This is a genomic window from Rhodomicrobium sp. Az07 (genome assembly GCF_018619475.1).
In the GTDB taxonomy this organism is placed as follows: domain Bacteria; phylum Pseudomonadota; class Alphaproteobacteria; order Rhizobiales; family Rhodomicrobiaceae; genus Rhodomicrobium.
Map to the genome: position 1 here is coordinate 36,925 of NZ_JAHFZG010000001.1, position 19,829 is coordinate 56,753.

General features: G+C 62.6%; 13 protein-coding genes. 5 read left to right on the forward strand and 8 right to left on the reverse strand.

Annotated elements, in window-relative coordinates:
- Positions 1-2 precede the first annotated feature (2 nt).
- Together KKP04_RS00190 and KKP04_RS00195 are read right to left on the reverse strand one after the other, a co-directional pair.
- Positions 3-1,010 carry a branched-chain amino acid ABC transporter permease gene (locus KKP04_RS00190; RefSeq protein WP_215024774.1) on the reverse strand — a complete coding sequence of 336 codons (1,008 nt, stop codon included), beginning with the start codon at positions 1,008-1,010 and terminating at the stop codon, positions 3-5.
- Between the two features lie 204 nt (positions 1,011-1,214).
- The gene (locus KKP04_RS00195) at positions 1,215-2,567 is read right to left on the reverse strand and encodes a substrate-binding protein (RefSeq protein ID WP_215024777.1); all 1,353 of its coding nucleotides are present in this window, start codon (positions 2,565-2,567) and stop codon (positions 1,215-1,217) included.
- A 747-nt stretch (positions 2,568-3,314) separates the two neighbouring features.
- Here KKP04_RS00195 and KKP04_RS00200 point away from each other — a divergent pair.
- Positions 3,315-4,469: an efflux RND transporter periplasmic adaptor subunit gene (locus KKP04_RS00200; RefSeq protein WP_215024780.1), complete on the forward strand. Its 1,155-nt coding sequence runs from the start codon at positions 3,315-3,317 to the stop codon at positions 4,467-4,469.
- A 46-nt stretch (positions 4,470-4,515) separates the two neighbouring features.
- Positions 4,516-7,662, forward strand: coding sequence for an efflux RND transporter permease subunit (locus KKP04_RS00205; protein ID WP_215024783.1), 3,147 nt, complete (start codon positions 4,516-4,518; stop codon positions 7,660-7,662).
- An 82-nt stretch (positions 7,663-7,744) separates the two neighbouring features.
- On the opposite strand, the gene KKP04_RS00210 is transcribed toward KKP04_RS00205, so the two are convergent.
- Positions 7,745-9,442, reverse strand: a complete 1,698-nt coding sequence (locus KKP04_RS00210; RefSeq protein WP_215024786.1) for an electron transfer flavoprotein-ubiquinone oxidoreductase — start codon at positions 9,440-9,442, stop codon at positions 7,745-7,747.
- 173 nt (positions 9,443-9,615) lie between these two features.
- Here KKP04_RS00210 and KKP04_RS00215 point away from each other — a divergent pair, with 173 nt between their 5' ends.
- The 3 genes from KKP04_RS00215 (at position 9,616) to KKP04_RS00225 (ending at position 13,019) form a co-directional block, all read left to right on the forward strand.
- On the forward strand, positions 9,616-10,482 hold the full coding sequence (locus KKP04_RS00215) for a uracil-DNA glycosylase family protein (RefSeq protein WP_215024789.1): 867 nt from the start codon (positions 9,616-9,618) through the stop codon (positions 10,480-10,482).
- Positions 10,479-11,594: an ionic transporter y4hA gene (locus KKP04_RS00220; RefSeq protein ID WP_215024792.1), complete on the forward strand. Its 1,116-nt coding sequence runs from the start codon at positions 10,479-10,481 to the stop codon at positions 11,592-11,594. Before KKP04_RS00215 ends, KKP04_RS00220 begins: the two co-directional genes overlap by 4 nt.
- A 219-nt stretch (positions 11,595-11,813) precedes the next feature.
- Positions 11,814-13,019, forward strand: coding sequence for a lytic murein transglycosylase (locus KKP04_RS00225; RefSeq protein WP_215024794.1), 1,206 nt, complete (start codon positions 11,814-11,816; stop codon positions 13,017-13,019).
- A gap of 291 nt (positions 13,020-13,310) precedes the next feature.
- Here the strand turns inward: KKP04_RS00225 and secA are convergent, their stop codons facing one another.
- The 5 genes from secA to KKP04_RS00250 form a co-directional block, all read right to left on the reverse strand.
- The gene (secA, locus tag KKP04_RS00230) at positions 13,311-16,163 is read right to left on the reverse strand and encodes a preprotein translocase subunit SecA (protein WP_215024798.1); all 2,853 of its coding nucleotides are present in this window, start codon (positions 16,161-16,163) and stop codon (positions 13,311-13,313) included.
- 261 nt (positions 16,164-16,424) lie between these two features.
- The gene (locus KKP04_RS00235) at positions 16,425-17,048 is read right to left on the reverse strand and encodes a LysE family translocator (protein WP_215024801.1); all 624 of its coding nucleotides are present in this window, start codon (positions 17,046-17,048) and stop codon (positions 16,425-16,427) included.
- A 185-nt stretch (positions 17,049-17,233) separates the two neighbouring features.
- Positions 17,234-17,674, reverse strand: a complete 441-nt coding sequence (locus tag KKP04_RS00240; protein WP_251133801.1) for a (deoxy)nucleoside triphosphate pyrophosphohydrolase — start codon at positions 17,672-17,674, stop codon at positions 17,234-17,236.
- Positions 17,655-18,905 carry a bifunctional glutamate N-acetyltransferase/amino-acid acetyltransferase ArgJ gene (argJ, locus tag KKP04_RS00245; RefSeq protein WP_215024807.1) on the reverse strand — a complete coding sequence of 417 codons (1,251 nt, stop codon included), beginning with the start codon at positions 18,903-18,905 and terminating at the stop codon, positions 17,655-17,657. Before argJ ends, KKP04_RS00240 begins: the two co-directional genes overlap by 20 nt.
- A 24-nt stretch (positions 18,906-18,929) precedes the next feature.
- Entirely contained in the window at positions 18,930-19,781 is an 852-nt protein-coding gene (locus tag KKP04_RS00250) for a peptidylprolyl isomerase (RefSeq protein WP_215024810.1), read from the reverse strand.
- Positions 19,782-19,829 lie beyond the last annotated feature (48 nt).

A 19,829-nucleotide genomic window follows, 5' to 3' on the forward strand; every position in this document is an offset into this window, starting at 1 on the left:
GTTCAGCTCTCCATAATGCCCTTGCGCCCCATCAGTCCTCGCGGGCGAACAAGGAGGATGACGACGGCGACGAGGTAAATGATGATCTGGTCTATGCCGGGCAGGATTGACTTGACTTCGTTCATCGATGCGAAGGACTGCAAGATGCCTAGAAGAAACCCAGCCAGGACTGCACCCGGCAAGGATCCCATGCCGCCGACAACAACAACAACGAATGAGAGAACCAGGAAGTCCATCCCCATGTGATAGTCGGGGGGCACGATGGGCGTGTACATCAGCCCTGCAAGTCCTGCCACGACACCGGCAAGACCGAAAACGATGGTAAATCGGCGCTGGATATTGATACCGAGCAGGCCGACCGTTTCGCGGTCCTGAGTACCCGCCCGCACGACCATGCCGAAGGTGGTGAAACGAAGAAACGCCATGACCGCCGCAACCACGCCCAGGGAGAATAGAAAGTACACGATGCGCCAATAGGGATAGGAGATGGCGGAGGTGATCGCGAGGCTGCCTGAAACCGCCGACGGCGCGGTTTGCGGAATGGGGTTCGCGCCGAAAAACTGCTTCACGATCTCCTGGAGGATGATGGCGAGGCCGAAGGTGACGAGAATCTGGTCTGCGTGCGGACGCTTGTAGAAAAAGCGAATGAGGCCCCGTTCCATGATGAGCGAGATGATCAGCATCACCGGAATGGCGAGCAGGATCGAGACCGGAACCGAATAGTCGATGAGGAACTTGCCCCAATCGCCGAGCAGCGCCTGAACGTAGGGTGTCCGTATTTCCAGCGGCGAGCCCCACGGCGTCAACTGCGTCGGGTCGACCACCACGGTTTCGTAAGAGAGAAACTTGTTCATTGCCACGGCGCAGAAAGCGCCGAGCATGAACAGCGCGCCATGTGCAAAATTCACGACGCCGAGGGTGCCGAAAACGAGCGTAAGCCCGAGCGCTATCAGCGCGTAAGCTCCGCCCTTGTCGAGCCCATTCATGATCTGGAGGAGGATCGCATCCATGGATCTGCCAACCGTTGCCTTTCACGCCGCTCCCTGGGGAGCCGAACCGGACAATGCAAAATTAGGTAGTCAAGTACTTTGCTCCCGAGCGCAGCACGAGGCGCTCTGCTCGGGAGCGAGAAGCCGCGCCGCTACCTCGGCCGGCTTCCGCAAGGAGTCGCCGGCCGGGCATTGAACGCTACGAGCCCTTTTGTTTGATGCGGTTTAGCCGCACTTTTTCGCGGCGCTTGAGCCAAGTTCGCCGCCGAAGATGGCCGGATCGTAAGTGACGTCAGCCGCGGGAACATTCTTCACGATCTCAAGCAGATCGTACTTGTCCTTCGGGTTGGCCTTCCCTTTCACGACGAGCACTTCCTTGAAGCACTGGTGATCGGCGGCGCGATAAAGGGTCTTTCCGTTGCCGAGGCCATCGAATTCGAAGCCTTCGAGCGCCTTGATGACTTCCGTCGGATTGAAGGTGCCAGCGCGTTCGCAGGCGTCCGCGTAAAGGATGGCCTGGACATAGCAGGTCTGCGCGGCCTGCGACGGCGGCGTGCCATAGGCGGCGCCGAACGACTTTGTGAATGTCTTGGTCGCGTCGTCGGTAAGCTTCCAGTCCCAGTTGGCCGTTCCGAGAATGCCCTTGATGTTGTCGCCGGCACCCTGCGCCATCAGTTCCGAGAAGAGCGGGACGACGATCTCGAACTTCTTGCCGTTCGCCATCTTCTCGCGAAGTCCGAACTGGACCGCCTGGGTCAAGGAGTTGATCATGTCCTTGCCGTAGTGGTTCAGGATCAGCACGTCGGCGCCAGAGTTCACTACGGGCGTGATGTACTGGGAGAAATCGCCCGCGCCGAGCGGCGTGCGCACGGTCTTGATCGTTTTCCAGCCGAGTTGCTCGGTGGCGTTCTTGATCGATTCCTCCTGAGTCCAGCCCCAGGTGTAGTCGGCGGTCAGATGGTAGGCCGCGCGATCCTTGCCGTAGTTTTCGGCGAGCACGGGGCCGAGCGCGACGCCCGACATATAGGCGTTGAAGAAGTGCCGGAAGCCGTAGGCGCGCTTGTCCTTGCCGGTCGTGTCGTTCGAATGCGTGAGGCCAGCCATGAAGATCACGCCAGCGTCGTGACAGAGAGATTGCACAGCGACGGCCACGCCCGACGACGATCCGCCGGTGACCATAACGACGCCGTCCTTTTCGATCATGCGCTTGGCCGAAGCGCGCGCTGCGTCGGACTTTGTCTGAGTGTCGCCCGTCACATAGGCGACCTTCTTGCCGAGAACGCCGTTGCCCTTGAGGGCCAGCGGCTTCATGGTCTTCAGCATCCCGCCGTCGCCCTCGCCGTTCAGGTGCTTGACGGCAAGCTGATAGGCGCGAAGCTCGTCGGCGCCTTCATCCGCATACGCCCCCGTTTGGGGAACGTTGAAACCGAAGGTCACAGTGTCGCCCTTGGGCATATTGCAGAAGTCGTCGGCCCAGGCATCCCGGATGAAAAAGGTCGGTGCCGCGACAGTCGCCACGCCCGCGAGACCCGTCTTCAGTAGTGTTCTCCGGCTCACGATAATTTTGCTTTTGGTCATTCCCTACTCCCTAAGCTCAATTATTATCTGTTTTTTACGAAGCCCGCTGTTGATGCCGGCTCGTACCAAGCAATAGAGGCAAAAGAGTACTATTGCCGCGGTTGCGCCGCTAACTTGGCGGATGCGGAGCGATCGGGTCAAGGGAGACGTTCGGCTAAAGGCCGAGGCTTGTGCGAGCGTGGCACCAGCATAATAGAGGGGTGGAGCGAAGGTGCATCGGCCGGATATTTGCGAGGTAGATCGACTGCTTACGTTATCGCAGTCGCACCACGAAATGCGGGCTGCCGGCGCTGCATGATCGCGGCCCGCTCCGCCAGTTCACGACTATTTTCGCGGAACCTGTGCCGTGTGCGGAATCCCCTTGGAGGCGCAGTCAGTTATGCGCCGCAATCTACGCGAGTATTGATATCTCGGATATATTTTAACTGTACTACTATCTGATAGGCGTGCATGCATCACAGCCCCATCAATCGGAGCCCCGGGCGCGCAAGCGCGATCCGGCACGCGGCGACACCTGCCCGCTCGAAAAGCCTCGGCCCTCCGATAAACGCCCGTCCCGCAACCGGGAAGTTGCGTTTCGTCGAAAAAACTCGGCGTCGATAGCACCGTCCTTTAAGAAAACCGATAATAATATTCATCTCCAAGCCGCCATCCGGTTTGGTTATCCTGAGAAATCAACTTGTCGATTAGGACTTAAGCTTGAGCTGTCCTCCGAAGAATTGTCATGAATTGCGTCCGTCGCCGGGAATGCGGGCACCGTTGCTCGCTATCGCCGCTGCTGCGTTGTTAGTCGGTGCGTGCGACGCGGAAAAGGCGACGACATCGATCGCGGCCCCCCCGCCCGAGGTCGGTGTGTTGACCGTGACCGAGGCGCCGATCACGCTCACGAAAGAGCTTCCCGGCCGGGTCACCCCGATTCGCGTTGCGGAGGTGCGTCCGCGAGTCGGCGGCATCGTCGTCGAGCGAACTTTTCAGCAAGGCAGCGTGGTCAAGGCGGGCGCGGTCCTCTACCGGATCGATCCCGCGCAGTTTCAGGTCGAACTCGACCGCGCGAAAGCCGCTTTGGCCAAAGCCGAGGCCGTCGCACTTCAGACGACGCGGCAGGAAGGACGCCTGAGAACGCTACTGCGCGGCCAGACAACGACCCAGGCGCAATACGATCTCGCTCTTGCCGCGAGGCAACAGGCAGAAGCAGATGTGGCCGCGCAAAAAGCCGCCGTCGAACAGGCTACGCTCAACCTCGACTATGCGACGGTGCGCGCGCCGATCACCGGCCGCATCGGTCGCGCGCTTGTCACGGAGGGGGCGCTTGTGGGCCGGACCGAAGCCACGCATCTGGCGACGATCCAGCAACTCGATCCCATTTATGCCGACTTCACGCAGTCCGTCTCCGAAGTCAACGACATGAAACGCGCCCTTGCCGATGGGCAACTCAGTCGCGTGTCGCCGGATACGGCAAAAGTGCGCCTCCTCTTCGACGACGGCTCGGCCTATGCATTCCCCGGCCGTCTCCTGTTTTCGGACGTGACCGTGGACCCCGGCACCGCGAAGGTGACTCTGAGAGGCGAATTCCCAAATCCCAAATCGGACCTTCTTCCGGGAATGTATGTGCGAGTGGTGATAGACGAAGCGATCGACATCGACGGGATCGCCGTGCCGGCGCAAGCCGTGCGGCGCACCGACTCCGGTGTGAGTGCCGTCTTCGTGGTCAACGACAGCAACCGCGCCATCCTCCAGTCCGTGCGTGTGGGCAGGACCATCGGCGGGCGTGTCACCATCGAGGACGGACTGAAGCCGGGATACAAGATCGTGGTCGATGGCTTCCAGAAGTTCACTCCCGGAGATCGCGTCAAGCCGGTGCCCTTCAGCGAGCGCCCGATCACTCAGGCATCGGCCCGATAACCGGCGAGTATCGTCCGAACCAAGCCTTCTGTTGGAGTGCAGCCCGATGTCGAGCTTCTTCATCGCCCGCCCGGTCTTCGCCTGGGTGGTCGCGATCTTCATATGCCTTGCAGGCGTGTTGTCGCTTCCTTTCCTTCCGGTCGCGCAATACCCGATCATCGCGCCACCCTCGATCTCGATTACGACTTCCTACCCCGGCGCCTCGACACAAGAGCTGTATTTCAGCGTGACACGCCTCATCGAAGAGGAATTGAACGGCGCCGCCAACATCCTGAGCTACGAGTCCACGAGCGACACGACAGGCGAAGTCGAAATTCTTGCCTACTTCAAGCCGGGCACCGACGTCACGCTCGCCTCTGTCGACGTGCAAAACCGGATCAAGCGTATCGAGCCGAGGCTTCCCGATGTCGTCCGCAAACAAGGGATAGAAATTCTGGAGGCCAGCAGCGCGATCCTGCAATTCGTAACCCTGACATCCAGAGACGGCAAACTCGACGAGATCGCGCTTGGCGATATCGCAACCCGCTATGTGCTCCAGGAACTGCGGCGCGTGGACGGCGTCGGGCGCGCGCGCCTGTTCTCCACCGAGCGAGCGATGCGCATCTGGCTCGACCCCGACAAACTGCTCGGCCTCAACCTGACGGCACGCGACGTTGACGAAGCAATCGAGGCGCAGAACGCTCAGGTCGCGTCCGGCTCTCTTGGGGCTGCGCCCGCGCCGCCCGAGCAGCGGGTCCAGAACATGGTTCTCGTCAAGGGCCAGCTCATATCCCCCGAAGAGTTCGGCGATATCGTGCTGCGTGCCGATCCGAGCGGTTCCACCGTCATGCTGCGCGACGTGGCGCGTATCGAGGTCGGGGGCTTCTCCTATGCGTTTGCCACGCGGCTGAATGGCCGCCCGGCGGCCGCAATCGCGGTTCAGCTTGCCCCGACCGGAAACGCGCTCGCCACCGCCGTGGCCGTCCGCGCGAAGATGGCGGAGCTTGTCACGTATTTCCCGCCGGGCGTGGGCTACGAGATTTCATACGACGTGACGCCAGTCATCGATGCTTCTGTGAAGAAGGTGCTGCTGACGCTGGGCGAAGCAGTCCTTCTCGTATTCCTTGTGATGTTCCTGTTTCTGCAGAATATCCGCTACACGATCATCCCGACGCTCGTGGTTCCGATCGCCTTGCTCGGCACCTGCGCCGTATTGCTGGCGATGGGGCTTTCCATCAACGTGCTCACCATGTTCGGCATGGTTCTCGCCATCGGCATCCTCGTGGACGACGCCATCGTCGTGGTGGAGAACGTGGAGCGCATCATGGACGAGGAGGGACTTCCGCCCAGGGAAGCGACGATCAAGGCCATGAACCAGATCAGCGGCGCCGTCATCGGAATTACCCTCGTGCTGACGGCCGTCTTCGTGCCGATGGCGTTCTTCCCCGGTTCGGCGGGCCTTATGTACCGGCAGTTCTCCGCGTCGATCGTGGTATCGATTTCCTTCTCGGCGTTCCTCGCGCTTTCGCTCACGCCCGCCTTGTGCGCCACGATGCTCAAGCCCGTCGAGAAAGGGCACGGCCATGCAAGACGCGGCTTTTTTGCGTGGTTCAACAGACGCCTCGATGCGACGACGTCCCGCTATACGAAAATCACCCGGTGGATGATCGCTCGAAGCGCGCGCTTCATGATCGTCTATCTGGCGCTTGTCGTGGGCGTCGGCTATGCGCTCTGGAAGATGCCGGGCGGCTTCGTCCCTATCGACGATCAGGGCTTCATCATGGTTGATGTGCTCGCGCCCTCGGAAGCCAGCGCGAGCCGAACGCTCGACGTTGTGAAAACGGTCGAGGGACAACTCGCAAAGACACCCGGCATCGACGATGTGACCTTCATCACCGGCTACAGCTTTTTCGGTCAGGGGCCGATGACGGCGCAAGCCTTCGTCACGCTGAAGGATTGGTCCAAGCGCGGGCCCGACGAATCCGCCGACGCGCTGATTGAAAAAAGCGACGCCGCCTTCAAGACGATCCGCGATGCGCAGGTTTCGGCGCTTGCACCGCCGCCAATCGACAATCTCGGAACGACGAGCGGATTCAGCTTCCGCCTTCAGGACCGAGGCCAGCGCGGTTACGATGCGCTGATTGCGGCGAAGGACACGCTCATTGCCGCCGCGGAAAAGTCGCCGGTGCTGTCGAACGTTTCGGTCGAAGGGCTTCCGCCTGCTCCGCTGATCCGGCTCGAAATCAACCGGGAGAAGGCTGCGGCGCTCGGCGTGACCTTCCGCGACATCAACGTGACCCTTTCGACCCATCTCGGATCGAGCTACATCAACGATTTCCCGAACCGGGGCCGGATGCAGCGCGTTATCGTGCAGTCTAGCGAGGAGGCGCGCACAAAACCCGAGGATCTCCTGACCTACAGCGTGAGGAACAGCGCCGGCGAGATGGTGCCTTTCTCTTCTTTCGCGAGGATATCCTGGACGCTCGGACCGACGCAGGTCGTCGGTTACAACGGGTATCCCACCATCCGCCTCACCGGCGAACCCGCCCAGGGCTACAGCAGCGGCGACGCCATCCAGGAGATGGAACGGCTTGCGCGCATTCTGCCCACCGGCTTCGGCTACGAATGGGCCGGGCAATCGTATCAGGAGAAGCTCGCGGGCAATCAGGCGGGGTTTCTTCTCGCCTTGTCGATCCTGTTCGTTTTCCTCTGCCTCGCAGCGCTTTACGAGAGCTGGTCAATTCCCTTCGCCGTGATGCTGGTCGTTCCGCTCGGCGTCGTGGGGTCCGTTGCCGCCGCTAACATCAGAGACTTGCCGAACGACGTCTTCTTCACCGTCGGCCTCGTAACCATCATCGGGCTGTCGGCCAAGAACGCGATCCTGATCATCGAATTTGCGAAAGACTTGCTGGCCCAGGGAAAACCTCTGGTGGAAGCGACGATCGAGGCCGCCTATCTCCGCTTCCGGCCAATCCTCATGACGTCATTCGCGTTTATCCTCGGGGTTTTGCCGCTCGTTATCGCGAGCGGGGCGAGCGCCAAGAGTCAGCATGCCCTCGGAACGGGCGTGTTCGGCGGCATGATCACGGCGACGGTCCTTGCGGTCTTCTGGGTTCCGATCTTCTTCGTGGTCGTCATGCGTGTGCTCGGTCGCAAGCACATCAGAGCCGCCGAGCAACCGAGCCCGCCAAAAGAAAGCTCGGTGATGCAGTGATGCTGGTGGCCGTTGCCTGTAAAGACACCGCGGCGCGCCAGCGTTTCCGACGGCGCGCGGCCGGATAGCCCAGCGCGCCGCCTTACATCCCGGCGTAGGTCGGCCCGCCGCCGCCTTCGGGCGTCTCCCAATTGATGTTCTGGGCCGGATCCTTGATGTCGCACGTCTTGCAGTGAATGCAGTTCTGCGCGTTGATCTGGAAGCGCGCCTCGCCATCGGCGCTCGTCACCACCTCATACACCGCCGCCGGGCAATAGCGCTGCGCAGGCTCGGCGAACATCGGCAGGTTCTTGCCAATCGGAATGTTCGGATCGGCGAGCTTGAGGTGAACCGGCTGGTCTTCCTCGTGGTTCGTGCCCGACAGCGGCAGCGACGACAGGATGTCGAACGTGAGCTTCCCGTCCGGCTTCGGGTAGGCGATGGGCTTGCAGTCCTTCGCGGGCTTGAGCGTCGCGAAATCGGGCTTTCCGTGGCTGAGTGTCGGCGACAGCGCGGGCACGAGCTTGTTCAGCCACATGTCGATGCCAGCGAGGAACGAGCCGAGCATGGTGCCGTAGCGGGAGAGCAGCGGCTTCACATTGCGGATCGGCTTCAGGTCTTTCGCGATAGGGCCGGTGCGGACAGCCGTCTCGTAGGCGGTGAGTTCGTCGCCCGCGCGGCCCGCATCGATGGCCTCGAAAGCCGCATCCGCCGCCGCGATGCCCGACAGCACTGCGTTGTGCGAGCCTTTCACGCGCGGCACGTTCACGAAGCCTGCGCTGCATCCCAGCAGCGCGCCGCCGGGGAACGTCAGCTTCGGGATCGACTGCCAGCCGCCCTCCACGATGGCGCGCGCGCCGTAACCGATGCGCTTGCCTCCCTCGAAGGTTGGCGCGATGGCGGGATGCGTCTTGAAGCGCTGGAACTCATGGAACGGGCTGAGATAGGGGTTCTGGTAGTTCAGATGCACCACGAAGCCGACAGCGACGAGGTTGTCGCCGTAGTGATACATGAACGAGCCGCCGCCGGTCTTGTCGTCAAGCGGCCAGCCGAGCGTGTGCTGCACGAGGCCGGGCTTGTGATGCTCGGGCTTCACCTGCCACAGCTCTTTCAGGCCGATGCCGTATTTCTGCACGTCGGAATTCGCGTCGAGCTTGAACTTGCCGATGAGCTGCTTCGCGAGGGAGCCGCGCGCGCCCTCCGCGATCAGCGTATATTTGCCGAGAAGTGCCATGCCGCGCACGAACTCATCCTTCGGCTTGCCGTCGCGGCCGACGCCGAGATCGCCCGTCGCGACGCCGATCACCTTGCCGTCGTCGTCGTAGAGCACTTCGGCTGCGGGGAAGCCCGGATAAATCTCCACGCCCAGCGCTTCGGCTTGCTCGCCGAGCCATTTCACCACCGCGCCGAGGCTGCCGATATAGAAACCATCGTTGCGCATCGCGGGCGGCAGCAAATGATGCGGAAAGCCTGAAGACTTCGCCTCCGTGAGGCGGAGAAAGACGTCTTTCGTTACCTGCTGTTCGAGCGGAGCGCCCTGCTCTTTCCAGTCCGGGATGAGCGCGTTCAGGCCGATGGGGTCGATGACCACGCCCGAAAGGATATGCGCGCCGATCTCCGAGCCCTTTTCGAGAACGACGACGGAAATTTCCTTGCCCGCCTTCTCGGCGAGTTGCTTCAGCCGGATCGCCGCCGAAAGCCCGGCAGGTCCGCCGCCAACGATGACGACGTCGAATTCCATCGTCTCGCGTTCGGGAAGGGCTTCCTCGACGGCGACTTCGGAGACTTCGTTCTCTTCCATGGGTTCCTCCAGGCCGAAGCGGCCTCGCGCTCCATCGCGCGCTCAAGGCATCGGGCGAACCCGCCGTGGCGCGACTTGTGTCAAGAGTTAGAGCAGATCTTTGTTGCACCGCACTGAGATTGGTGTCCTACGGGAAAAGCGCTTTCCCGCCAACTTGATTATTCGTCTAAATCATGGGCACTCTCACCGGCATGCGCGCGCCTGCGGAGAATGCTGCAATTCTGCTCGAATGGTATCGGGCGATGGGTATCGACGAAACCATCGCCGGGGAAACGCGCGACTGGTACGCCGAAATCCCCCGAGCGGAGCCTTCTCCTATAGGTATAGGCGCTGACGCAAACGTCAATCGCAAACCGCCGATACGTGAGCGAGCGGATTTGCCGCATCGGGTGGAGCTTGCGCCCGACCGGGCCGGCGTCCCCTCGAACGACGTGATGGCGGCGCGCGAACTCGCCCGCAGCGCCCGCACGTTGAACGAGTTGCGCGCGCTCCTCGAAAGCTTCGAGGGATGCGCCCTCAGGGCCACCGCGAGTCGCCTTTGTCTGTCGCGCGGTTCGCCCGACGCGCCCCTCATGCTCATCGGCGAAGCGCCCGGAAAGGATGAAGACCGGCAGGGCCAGCCCTTCGTCGGCCGCGCAGGCCAGCTTCTCGACCGCATGCTCGCAGCCATCGGCCTCACCGAAGCGGACGTTTACATCACGAACATCGTGTTCTGGCGTCCGCCCGGGAACCGCACGCCCTCGCCGGAAGAAGTGCAGGCGTGCCAACCTTTTCTGGAAAGGCAAATTGAACTCATCGCGCCTAAGATCGTTGTATTTCTAGGAAATGCTGCGGCGAAGCAACTCACCGGAGCGACGGAGGGAATCATGAAGCTGCGCGGAAAATGGCTGGAACTGCCGGGGCATCCCGGAACGCGCGCGATGGCGACGCTGCACCCGGCCTATCTCCTGCGCACGCCCGCCGCCAAGCGGCTCGCCTGGCGCGACATGCTCGCGGTTCGCGCGGCGCTCGACGCGATTGAGGGGGGGGCGCGCCCGTGAGGCCGGCCGGAACGGCGCAGCGCATCGGCGTCGTCGATGCGCTGCGGGTCGCTGTGCCCATCACCGCGCTGGCGCTCTACGCGGCCATCACCTTCCTCGGCGGACAGGTCGTCAAGGACAAGCCGCCGCTGTGGTTGTCGCTCGTCGTCTTTCCCATCCTGTTCGCGACCGTCATCGCGGCCGTCGTCAGCGCCGAGGAGATCGCCCACGAAATCGGCGAGCCGTTCGGCACACTCGTGCTCACCATTTCGGTGACGATCATCGAGGTCGCCCTCATCATGTCGATCATGCTCGAAGAGAACGGAAACCCGGCGCTCGCTCGCGATACCGTTTTCGCGGTGGTGATGATCGTCGCCAACGGCCTTGTCGGCATCTGCATGCTCGTGGGCGGCATCCGATATCGAGAGCAGGATTTCGAGGTGAAAGGGGCGAACGCCTATCTCGCCGTGCTGACCGCGCTCTCCATGCTGACGATGGTTCTTCCGAACTTCACGACGTCTGCACCCGGTCCGGTGCTCACCACGCCACAGCTGGTCTTCATCTCCATCATCACGCTGCTGCTCTACGGCCTGTTCCTCTATATACAGACCGTGCGGCATACGGAATATTTCCGCGACGACATCAAGCCAGACGATTCCTCGGAAGAGACGCGCAGCGCAGGGCTCAGGCTACGCGCGCCGATCCTGCTTATCGCGTCGCTCGTGGCGGTGGTTCTGCTGTCGAAGACGTTTACCGCCTCGCTGCAAGGTTTACTCACCGACTTCGGCGCGCCGGAGGCGTTCCTGGGCTTCCTTGTTGCGGTACTGATCCTCTCGCCTGAAGGCATCACGGCTGTTCGCGCCGCACGCATGAACGAGCTTCAGCGGTCGATCAACCTTGCGCTCGGCTCGTCTCTCGCCACTATCGGCATGACTGTGCCCGCCGTCGCCATCATCGCGCTTTACCTCGGCACCGATCTTATTCTAGGCCTCAGTTCCGAGACGATGGTGATCCTGTTTCTGACGCTGCTCGTGAGCGTGTTCACGTTCGGCTCCGGACGAACAAACATCCTGTTCGGCTTCCTGCACCTCATCATCTTCGCGACCTATATCTTCCTGATCTTCGTGCCTTAGCCCGGAGCGCAACGCCAAATGCAGCGCGCCACCAGCCGAGGCGCGCGACATCGAGCCGTGCGAAGCGAACAAACGAAGGTCTTTGCCTCATTTTCGGACAGGATTCGCGCGATCAGGAGCGGCGCCGTCTTCCGGCAAGGTCCGAAATCTATACAGTGACGATGCCGGAATCGGCCAGACGCCGTTTCGACCCCGATCATGCCTGAGTGGAGGCTAGCGATGACACGCCCCGTTACCCGAATGATGATTGCGAGCCTCCTCGTCGCGACGGGCGCGAGCGGCGCTTTCGCGGCACCGTGCTACAAGTCGGGCGCGGGGTTCGACCGCTGGCTGGCGCAGTTCAAGATCGAAGCGCGCGCCCAGGGGCTCTCCTCCCGCGCGCTCTCCGCCCTTGACGGCATTACTTTCGACCAGAGCGTCATCAACAAGGATCGCGCCCAAAGCGTCTTTTCGCAGAGCTTCCTCGAATTTTCCGACCGCATGGCAGCGAAATACCGCATCGACAGGGCGCGCCAGCTCATCGGCGGCAAGTACAAGCGGGAGTTCGAGCGGGCGGACCGCGAATTCGGCGCGCCGGGCGCGGTCATCAGCGCCTTCTGGGCGCTCGAAACCGATTTCGGCGCGAACAACGGCAATATGGACACCGTGCGCTCGCTGGCGACGCTCGCCTATGACTGCCGCCGGCCCGAGAAGTTCCGCGAGGAACTGGTCGATGTGCTCAAGATCATCGATCGCGGCGATCTCAGCGCAAGCGAAATGCGCGGACCTTGGGCGGGCGAGCTTGGCCAGACGCAGTTCGTGCCCTCGGTCTACCTCAAATACGCCATCGATTACGACGGCGACGGCCATGCCGACCTGATCCGCAGCGCGCCCGACGTCATCGGCTCCTCGGCGAATTACCTGAAGGCGCTCGGCTGGCGGCGTGGCGAGCCGTGGCTCAAGGAAGCGCGCCTGCCGGAAAGCATGGATTGGAGCCAGGCCGATATCACCATCCAGCATCCGCTCAACGAGTGGCAGCGCATGGGTGTGCAGCTTGCGGGGGGTGAACGCCTGAACGGCGATCTGCCCGCATCGCTGCTCCTGCCGATGGGGCGCAACGGACCGGCCTTCCTCGCCTTCGACAATTTCAAGGTGTTCCTCGAATGGAACCAATCGCTCATCTACGCGACGACGGTGGCCTATCTCGCGACCCGCATCGACGGTGCGCCGCCGGTGTCGCGCGGGCGGGGCGTGACGCCTTTCGGCTATGAGCAGACGAAAGAGTTGCAGCGCCTGCTGCGTGCGAAGGGCTACGATGTCGGCGAAGTGGACGGCAAACTCGGTCTTCTCACGCGAGCGAGCGTCAAGAGCGTGCAGCAGAAGCTCGGCCTGCCCGCCGACTCCTATCCGAGCCCGGAGCTGGTTTCGCGACTTCGCGGGCGATAGGGCGCGCGGGCGAAGCTCCGGCCGAAAAGCCGAACGGCCTCAAGTTCTTTCGATCTGATCCGCGAGGCCGCGTTCCGGTCATGCGGATCGATGCGCAATTCGACCCCACACTTGGCTCGGGCATTCACCGCGTCACGCGGGTGCCCTCCCGCTTGCGGACGAGCAAGCGACCAATTAACGGTTCAGCAATATAGGGCGGCGTGGCTTGCTGCGCAGGCCATCGATGGCGAAGGAGCGGGCCGTTCATAGGCGCCGCTCTCCCTTTATCCGCGAAGCGCGGCGACCGCCCCGCTATTCCGCAGCAGTCGCGGCAATCGCGCCATGACAATGCTTGTATTTCTTGCCCGACCCGCAGGGGCATAGCGCGTTGCGTGCTACCTTGCCCCATGTCGCCGGGTTGTTCGGATCCACAGCGGGCGCTTTTCCGCCGCCGCGCGAAGCCTTCGCCGACGCGGGAGCGGACGGCTTCGCGCCGCCGCCCTGCTTCGCAGCCGCCCGGCGTCCCTGCCTCGACTGGGGACCGGCTTCGGCTTCGGGCTCGGAAAGATCGGCGCCCGTGACAGGATCGGGCCGGAACATCTGAAGCTCCGGAAGCTCATCCTGCTCATAGTCCTCGACCTGCGCGAGTTGAACGTGCATGAGCTGGCCGGTCACGTCCCGGCGCAGGCGCGACAGCATGCTTTCGAAAATCTGGAAGGATTCGCTCTTGTATTCGTGGAGCGGATCGCGCTGGGCGTAGCCGCGAAGACCGACGGCCTGACGCAGATGTTCGAGGCTGACGATATGCTCGCGCCAGAGATGATCGAGCGTCTGCAACAGGATCGCCTTCTCGATCTGCCGCATCGTCTCGGGGCCGACCTCGGACGCCTTGCGCGCCGCTGCCGCATCGGCCTTCGCGAGAAGCCGCTCCTCAATCTCCTGTTCGGCGATGCCTTCCTCGGCGGCCCACTCATCGACGGGCACATCCATGCCGAAGACCGCATTGAATTCCTCGCGCAGGCCCTTCACGTCCCACTGCTCGACGAAAGCCTTCGCCGGGATATGCGTCGCAACCAGATCCTGCACGATTTCGCGGCGCATGTCGGCGACGGTTTCTTCGACCGTCTCTTCCTGCATCAGGTCGATGCGCTGCTCGAACACGACCTTGCGCTGGTCGTTCATCACGTCGTCGTATTTGAGCACGTTCTTGCGCATGTCGAAGTTGCGCATTTCAACCTTCTGCTGCGCCTTTTCGAGCGCGCGGTTGATCCACGGATGCGCGATGGCTTCGTCTTCCTTGATGCCGAGCTTGCGCAGCATGAAATCCATGCGATCCGTACCGAAGATGCGCATCAGATCGTCTTCGAGCGAGAGATAGAAGCGCGACGCACCCGGATCGCCCTGACGGCCCGAACGGCCGCGAAGCTGATTGTCGATGCGGCGGCTTTCGTGGCGCTCCGTGCCAAGCACGTAGAGGCCTCCGGCGGCGAGCGCCTGTTCCTTCTTTGCCTCGATGTCGGCTGCGATCCTGTCGCGCTCCGCCTTGACCTCTTCCGCCGTCGGCTCGATCCCCGCCGCGCGCTTCTCGGCGGCCCACGCTGCGATCTGCATGTCCGCGTTGCCGCCGAGCTGAATGTCGGTGCCGCGGCCGGCCATGTTGGTGGCGATCGTCACGGCGCCCGGCATGCCCGCCTGCGCGATGATGAAGGCTTCCTGTTCGTGGTAGCGCGCGTTCAGCACCTGATGCGGCACGCCGAGCGGCTTCAGCATCTCGGACAGCGTTTCCGACTTCTCGATAGACGTCGTGCCGACGAGGATGGGCTGACCGCGCTTCGCGCAGTCCTCGATCAACCTGATGATGGCGCGGTATTTCTCCGCCGCCGTGCGATAGACTTCGTCGTCCGAGTCGATACGGCGCATGGGGCGGTTGGTCGGGATCTCGACGGTTTCGAGATTGTAGATATCGAGGAATTCGGCCGCTTCGGTGATGGCGGTGCCGGTCATGCCCGCCAGCTTTTCGTAAAGGCGGAAGTAATTCTGGAAGGTGATCGAGGCGAGCGTCTGGTTTTCGGGCTGGACGGCAACGCCTTCCTTCGCTTCGAGCGCCTGATGCAGCCCCTCCGAATAGCGGCGACCTTCCATCATTCGGCCGGTGAACTCGTCAACGATGACGACCTGCCCCTTGCGGACGATATAATCGCGGTCTTTCAGGAACAGCTTGTGCGCGCGAAGCGCCTGGTTGACGTGATGGACGATCGTCACGTTCTCGACGTCGTAAAAGGTGCTCTCCGGCTCGATGAAACCGGCCTCTTGCAGAAGCTCCTCAATGCGCTGATTGCCCTCTTCGCTGAAGGTCACCGTGCGCTGCTTCTCGTCGAGGTCGTAATGTTCCTTGCCGAGCTTCGGAATGACCTTGTCGATGGTGATGTAAAGGTCCGACTTGTCCTCGATCGCGCCGGAAATGATGAGCGGCGTGCGCGCCTCGTCGATGAGGATCGAGTCCACCTCGTCGACGATGGCGAAGGCGTGGCCCTGAAGCTCCGGCGGACGGCCGCCGAATTGCACCATCTCGTCGACCGAATACTTCATGTTGTCGCGGAGGTAATCGAAGCCGTATTCGTTGTTCGTGCCGTAGGTGATATCGCAGGTATACGCGGCTTTGCGTTCGGTGTCGTCGAGTTCGTGGGTGATGCAGCCCACTGTGAGGCCGAGAAAGCGGTAGATCTGCCCCATCCATTCGGAGTCGCGTTTGGCGAGGTAATCGTTCACCGTAACGACATGCACGCCGCGCCCCGGCAGCGCGTTGAGATAGGCGGCGAGGGTGGCCACGAGCGTCTTGCCTTCGCCCGTCTTCATCTCCGCGATCTTGCCGGAATGAAGCACCATGCCGCCGATAAGCTGAACGTCGAAATGCCGCTGGCCGAGCGTGCGCTTCGCCGCTTCGCGCACGGTGGCGAATGCTTCCGGAAGCAGCTTGTCGAGATGCTCGCCATTTCCGAGCCGTTCGCGAAACTCGACGGTTTTCGCGCGCAGCTCATCGTCCGAAAGCGCCTGGAACTTCGGTTCCAGCGCGTTGATCGGCGCGACCCTCGATTGAAAACTCTTCAGGAGCCTGTCGTTGGAACTGCCGAAGATCTTGGTTGCGAGCGCGCCAAGAGAAACCATGTTGCCGAGCCTCACTGCCTCGCCAGGAAAATGCAGTCCGGAGATTAACGGACCGCTGCCAGAGCGCCCTTATGTTTTCGGCGGTGGCTTTCTTTACGGGCTGTTTGCGAAATTGACCGGGAGAAGCATCCCTTCTCCTCATGGCACGAGAAATAAGCAGACGCAGCGGCGCTGTCAACGCGCCGCGACGGCCTGTCCAATGGTTGCACGCGCAGTCTCTCCACCATCAAGTCCGCCGCAAGCTTCGCGGCGCGTGTCCCGTCAGGAAGCCGGCCGCCGGGCGAAAGCGAGAGCGATGCCGAACGCCACCATCATCGACCCGCTCACGCGGTTGATCCATCGCGACGCGCTTCCCCCTTGCGCGAGGCGGCCGATGCGCGAGCCGATCAGGGCATAGATCGCGATTGCCGGAACTTCGAGGATGAGGAAGACGACGCCGACGAACAGGAAGCTTCGCCAGTAGTCGCTCTGATCGACGAATTGCGGCAGGAATGCCGTGAAGATGAGCATCGCCTTCGGATTGCTCGCCGCGACGAGAAATTCCTGTCTGAGGAAACCGCCGGAAGCTTGCGCGCGGCCGTTCGGCGCGGTGAGGGTATCGAACCCCTTGGCCATGATGAGCCGCGCGCCGATCCACACGAGATAGGCCGCGCCCACGAGCTTAACAGCCGTGAATGCCGCCTCCGACGCCATCAGGAGCGCGCCCATGCCCGCCGCCGTGATCGCGATCATGACGGCGAAGGCGACGAGCCTGCCCGGCGCGGCGGCAATCGCGGGCATCACGCCGTGGCGCGCGCCGATGGTGAGCGAAAGAAGGTTGTTCGGCCCGAACGCCATGTTGAGCGCGAAGCAGGCCGGGAGGAAAACGGAAAAAGATGTCGACATCGGCGATCCAGCGGACAGGCGCGCCAAACGGGCGCGTGCCTGCGACCCTAAACCCGACTTCAAGCATGCTCAAGGCCGGTCTGCGCCTGGTCCGGGGGTTATGTTCTAACCGACGACCGCGTTTTTTGGAGGGCGCGGCTTCCACCGTAGTATTCCCGCCGCCGAAAGGCTTCGGGCGCCCGGTCTTAAAGCCAGTCCTGAAGGATCGGCACAAGCGGCAGGTCGGCGGCGGGCATCGGATAGTCGCGCAGCTTGTCGCGGCGCACCCACGCCAGCGTCTGCCCTTCGAGCGGGCGCACCATGCCGTTCCAGTTGCGGCAGATGTAAAGCGGCATCAGGAGGTGGAACGTCTCGTAGGAATGGCTCGCAAAGGTGAGCGGCGCGAGGCAGCGCTGCGGTACCTCGATGTCGAGTTCTTCCTTCAACTCGCGGATGAGCGCTGCCTCGGGAAGCTCGCCCGCCTCGATCTTGCCGCCGGGAAACTCCCACAGCCCGCCCATCGGTTTGTGCGCGGGCCGCTGCGCGAGCAACACGCGGTTGTCCCGGTCGACCAGCGCCACGGCCACGCAGGTCACGAGCTTCAGCCCCGGCGATGCGGGGGCGGCGTCAGCTCCGGTAGTCGGCATTGATGCGGATGTAGTCATAGGTGAGGTCCGAAGCCCAGACGGTTGCGCGCCCCGGCCCGCCCGCGCCGCAATCGACGCGGATGTCGATTTCGGCGCGCTTCATGTAGGCGCTGCCCTGCTCTTCCTTGTAATCGGCGTCGCGCAAACCTTCCTTCGCGACCTGGATGTCGCCGAACCAGATCGACAGCCGGTCGCGGTCTGCCGCTTCGCCGGAGCGCCCGACGGCCGCGACGATGCGGCCCCAGTTCGCGTCCTCGCCCGCAACCGCCGTCTTCACGAGCGGCGAATTGCCGATGGTCATGGCGATGCGGTGGGCGGCTTCGTCGCTCTCCGCGCCCTCGACGTGGATCGTCATAAGCTTCGAGATGCCTTCTCCATCCTTCACCACCTGAATGGCGAGGTCGTGCATGAGCGAAAGAAGCGCTGCCGAGAACGCCGCCGCTTCGGGATCGTCCGGCCCGGCGATCTTTGGCGCGCCCTTGGCTGCGGCCTCCCCCGTCGCGAAGATCAGAAGCGTGTCGCTGGTCGATGTGTCGCCGTCGACAGTCACGGCGTTGAACGTGGTCCTCACGTGGCGGCGCAGAAGCTCCGTCAGCACGTGGCCTTCGACGGCCGCATCGGTAACGATGAACGACAGCATCGTCGCCATGTCGGGCTGGATCATGCCCGAGCCTTTGGCAATGCCGTTCAGCGTGACCGGCACGTTGTCGACGAAGGCGCGGCGCGTGGCCACTTTTGGATAGGTGTCCGTCGTCATGATGGCGCGCGCGGCGTCGTGCCAGAGGTCTTCATTCGCCTCGCCCGCCATCTTCGACAGAACGTGACTGAACTTCGTGGCGTCGAGCGGCTCGCCGATGACGCCCGTGGACGCGATGAACACGCGCTCTGCTTCGAAGCCGCCCGCCTCGCCCGCGAATGCAGCCGTTGCCTCGACAGCGTCGCGGCCGCGCTGGCCCGTGAACGCATTCGCATTGCCTGAATTGACGACGAGCGCCCGCGCACCGGCGTGCTGAAGCTGCTCGCGGCACCAGTCCACAGCCGCCGAAGACGTTTTCGACTGCGTCAAGACACCGCCCGCCTGCGTCCCTTCCGGGAACAGCATCAACAGAACATCGGTGCGGTTCGCATATTTGATGCCCGCCTCCGCGACCGCGATCTTCACGCCCGCGATCGACGGCAGGGGCACGAGTTCGCCGGGCGCAAACGGCGAAACCTTGCTGATACTCGCCATGAACCCGGCTCCTTTCGTTAGCGGCTACTTCTGCTCTGTCGTCGTTTCGATCGCGGCAGCCTTGGCGTCTTCTTCGATGGCCTTCTTCAACTCGGGATCGACGATTTCCACCTTAGCGGATGAACGGAGCTTCTGCACGGTTTCGCGAAGCTGGTTCTGCACGAGCGAGGCGACGATCTGATCCTTCACCTCGTCGAAGCTGGGCACGGGCCGATTCCGCTTGTCCTCGACCTTGATCACGTGCCAGCCGAATTCGGACTGCACGGGTTCGGAAACCTGGCCGGGCTGAAGCGCAAAGGCCGTATCCTCGAACACCTTCACCATCTGGCCCTTGGAAAAATAGCCGAGGTCGCCGCCGGTGTCGGCGGAAGGACCGTCCGCGCTCTTCTTGGCGAGTTCGACGAAGTCCGCGCCGCCCTTGAGCTGCTTCACGAGTTCTGCCGCTTCTTCCTTGGTCTTGACGAGGATATGGCGGGCGCGCACTTCCGGCTCCGGCTTCAGCTTGGCGATCTGCTCGTCATAGGCGGCCTTGGCCTGAGCGTCGGTCACAGCATCGCGGACCTTCTTCTCGTAAAAGGTATCGCGCAGCGCCCGCAACTTGTAATAAGCGGCGCGCTCCTCGAAATCCTTGGCCGCGTCGAGCTTGTCCTTTGCCGCCTCGTTCGCGAAAAGATGCGCCTCGACGAGATATTCGACCAGCACGCGACGGCGGCTTTCAGCGGGCAGCCCCGCGATTTCCGCCCCGACCTCGGCTTCCGCGAAGGCGATCTCGGCTTCCGTGATGTCCGTTCCGTTGACGCGCGCGACCGGAGCCGCCTGCGCCATTTGCGCGCCGAACGCCAGCACGGCCGCGCTCAGTAAAATCCTTGCATTCACGATGGAAACTCCTCGCCCTTATGGAAACGTCGAACCGTTGTCTTTGCA

Coding starts and splice junctions, on each gene's coding strand:
- KKP04_RS00190 (WP_215024774.1), bottom strand. CDS start 1,010: ATGGATGCGATCCTCCTCCAGATCATGAATGGGCTCGACAAGGGCGGA.
- KKP04_RS00195 (WP_215024777.1), bottom strand. CDS start 2,567: ATGACCAAAAGCAAAATTATCGTGAGCCGGAGAACACTACTGAAGACG.
- KKP04_RS00200 (WP_215024780.1), top strand. CDS start 3,315: ATGCGGGCACCGTTGCTCGCTATCGCCGCTGCTGCGTTGTTAGTCGGT.
- KKP04_RS00205 (WP_215024783.1), top strand. CDS start 4,516: ATGTCGAGCTTCTTCATCGCCCGCCCGGTCTTCGCCTGGGTGGTCGCG.
- KKP04_RS00210 (WP_215024786.1), bottom strand. CDS start 9,442: ATGGAAGAGAACGAAGTCTCCGAAGTCGCCGTCGAGGAAGCCCTTCCC.
- KKP04_RS00215 (WP_215024789.1), top strand. CDS start 9,616: ATGGGCACTCTCACCGGCATGCGCGCGCCTGCGGAGAATGCTGCAATT.
- KKP04_RS00225 (WP_215024794.1), top strand. CDS start 11,814: ATGACACGCCCCGTTACCCGAATGATGATTGCGAGCCTCCTCGTCGCG.
- secA (WP_215024798.1), bottom strand. CDS start 16,163: ATGGTTTCTCTTGGCGCGCTCGCAACCAAGATCTTCGGCAGTTCCAAC.
- KKP04_RS00235 (WP_215024801.1), bottom strand. CDS start 17,048: ATGTCGACATCTTTTTCCGTTTTCCTCCCGGCCTGCTTCGCGCTCAAC.
- KKP04_RS00240 (WP_251133801.1), bottom strand. CDS start 17,674: ATGCCGACTACCGGAGCTGACGCCGCCCCCGCATCGCCGGGGCTGAAG.
- argJ (WP_215024807.1), bottom strand. CDS start 18,905: ATGGCGAGTATCAGCAAGGTTTCGCCGTTTGCGCCCGGCGAACTCGTG.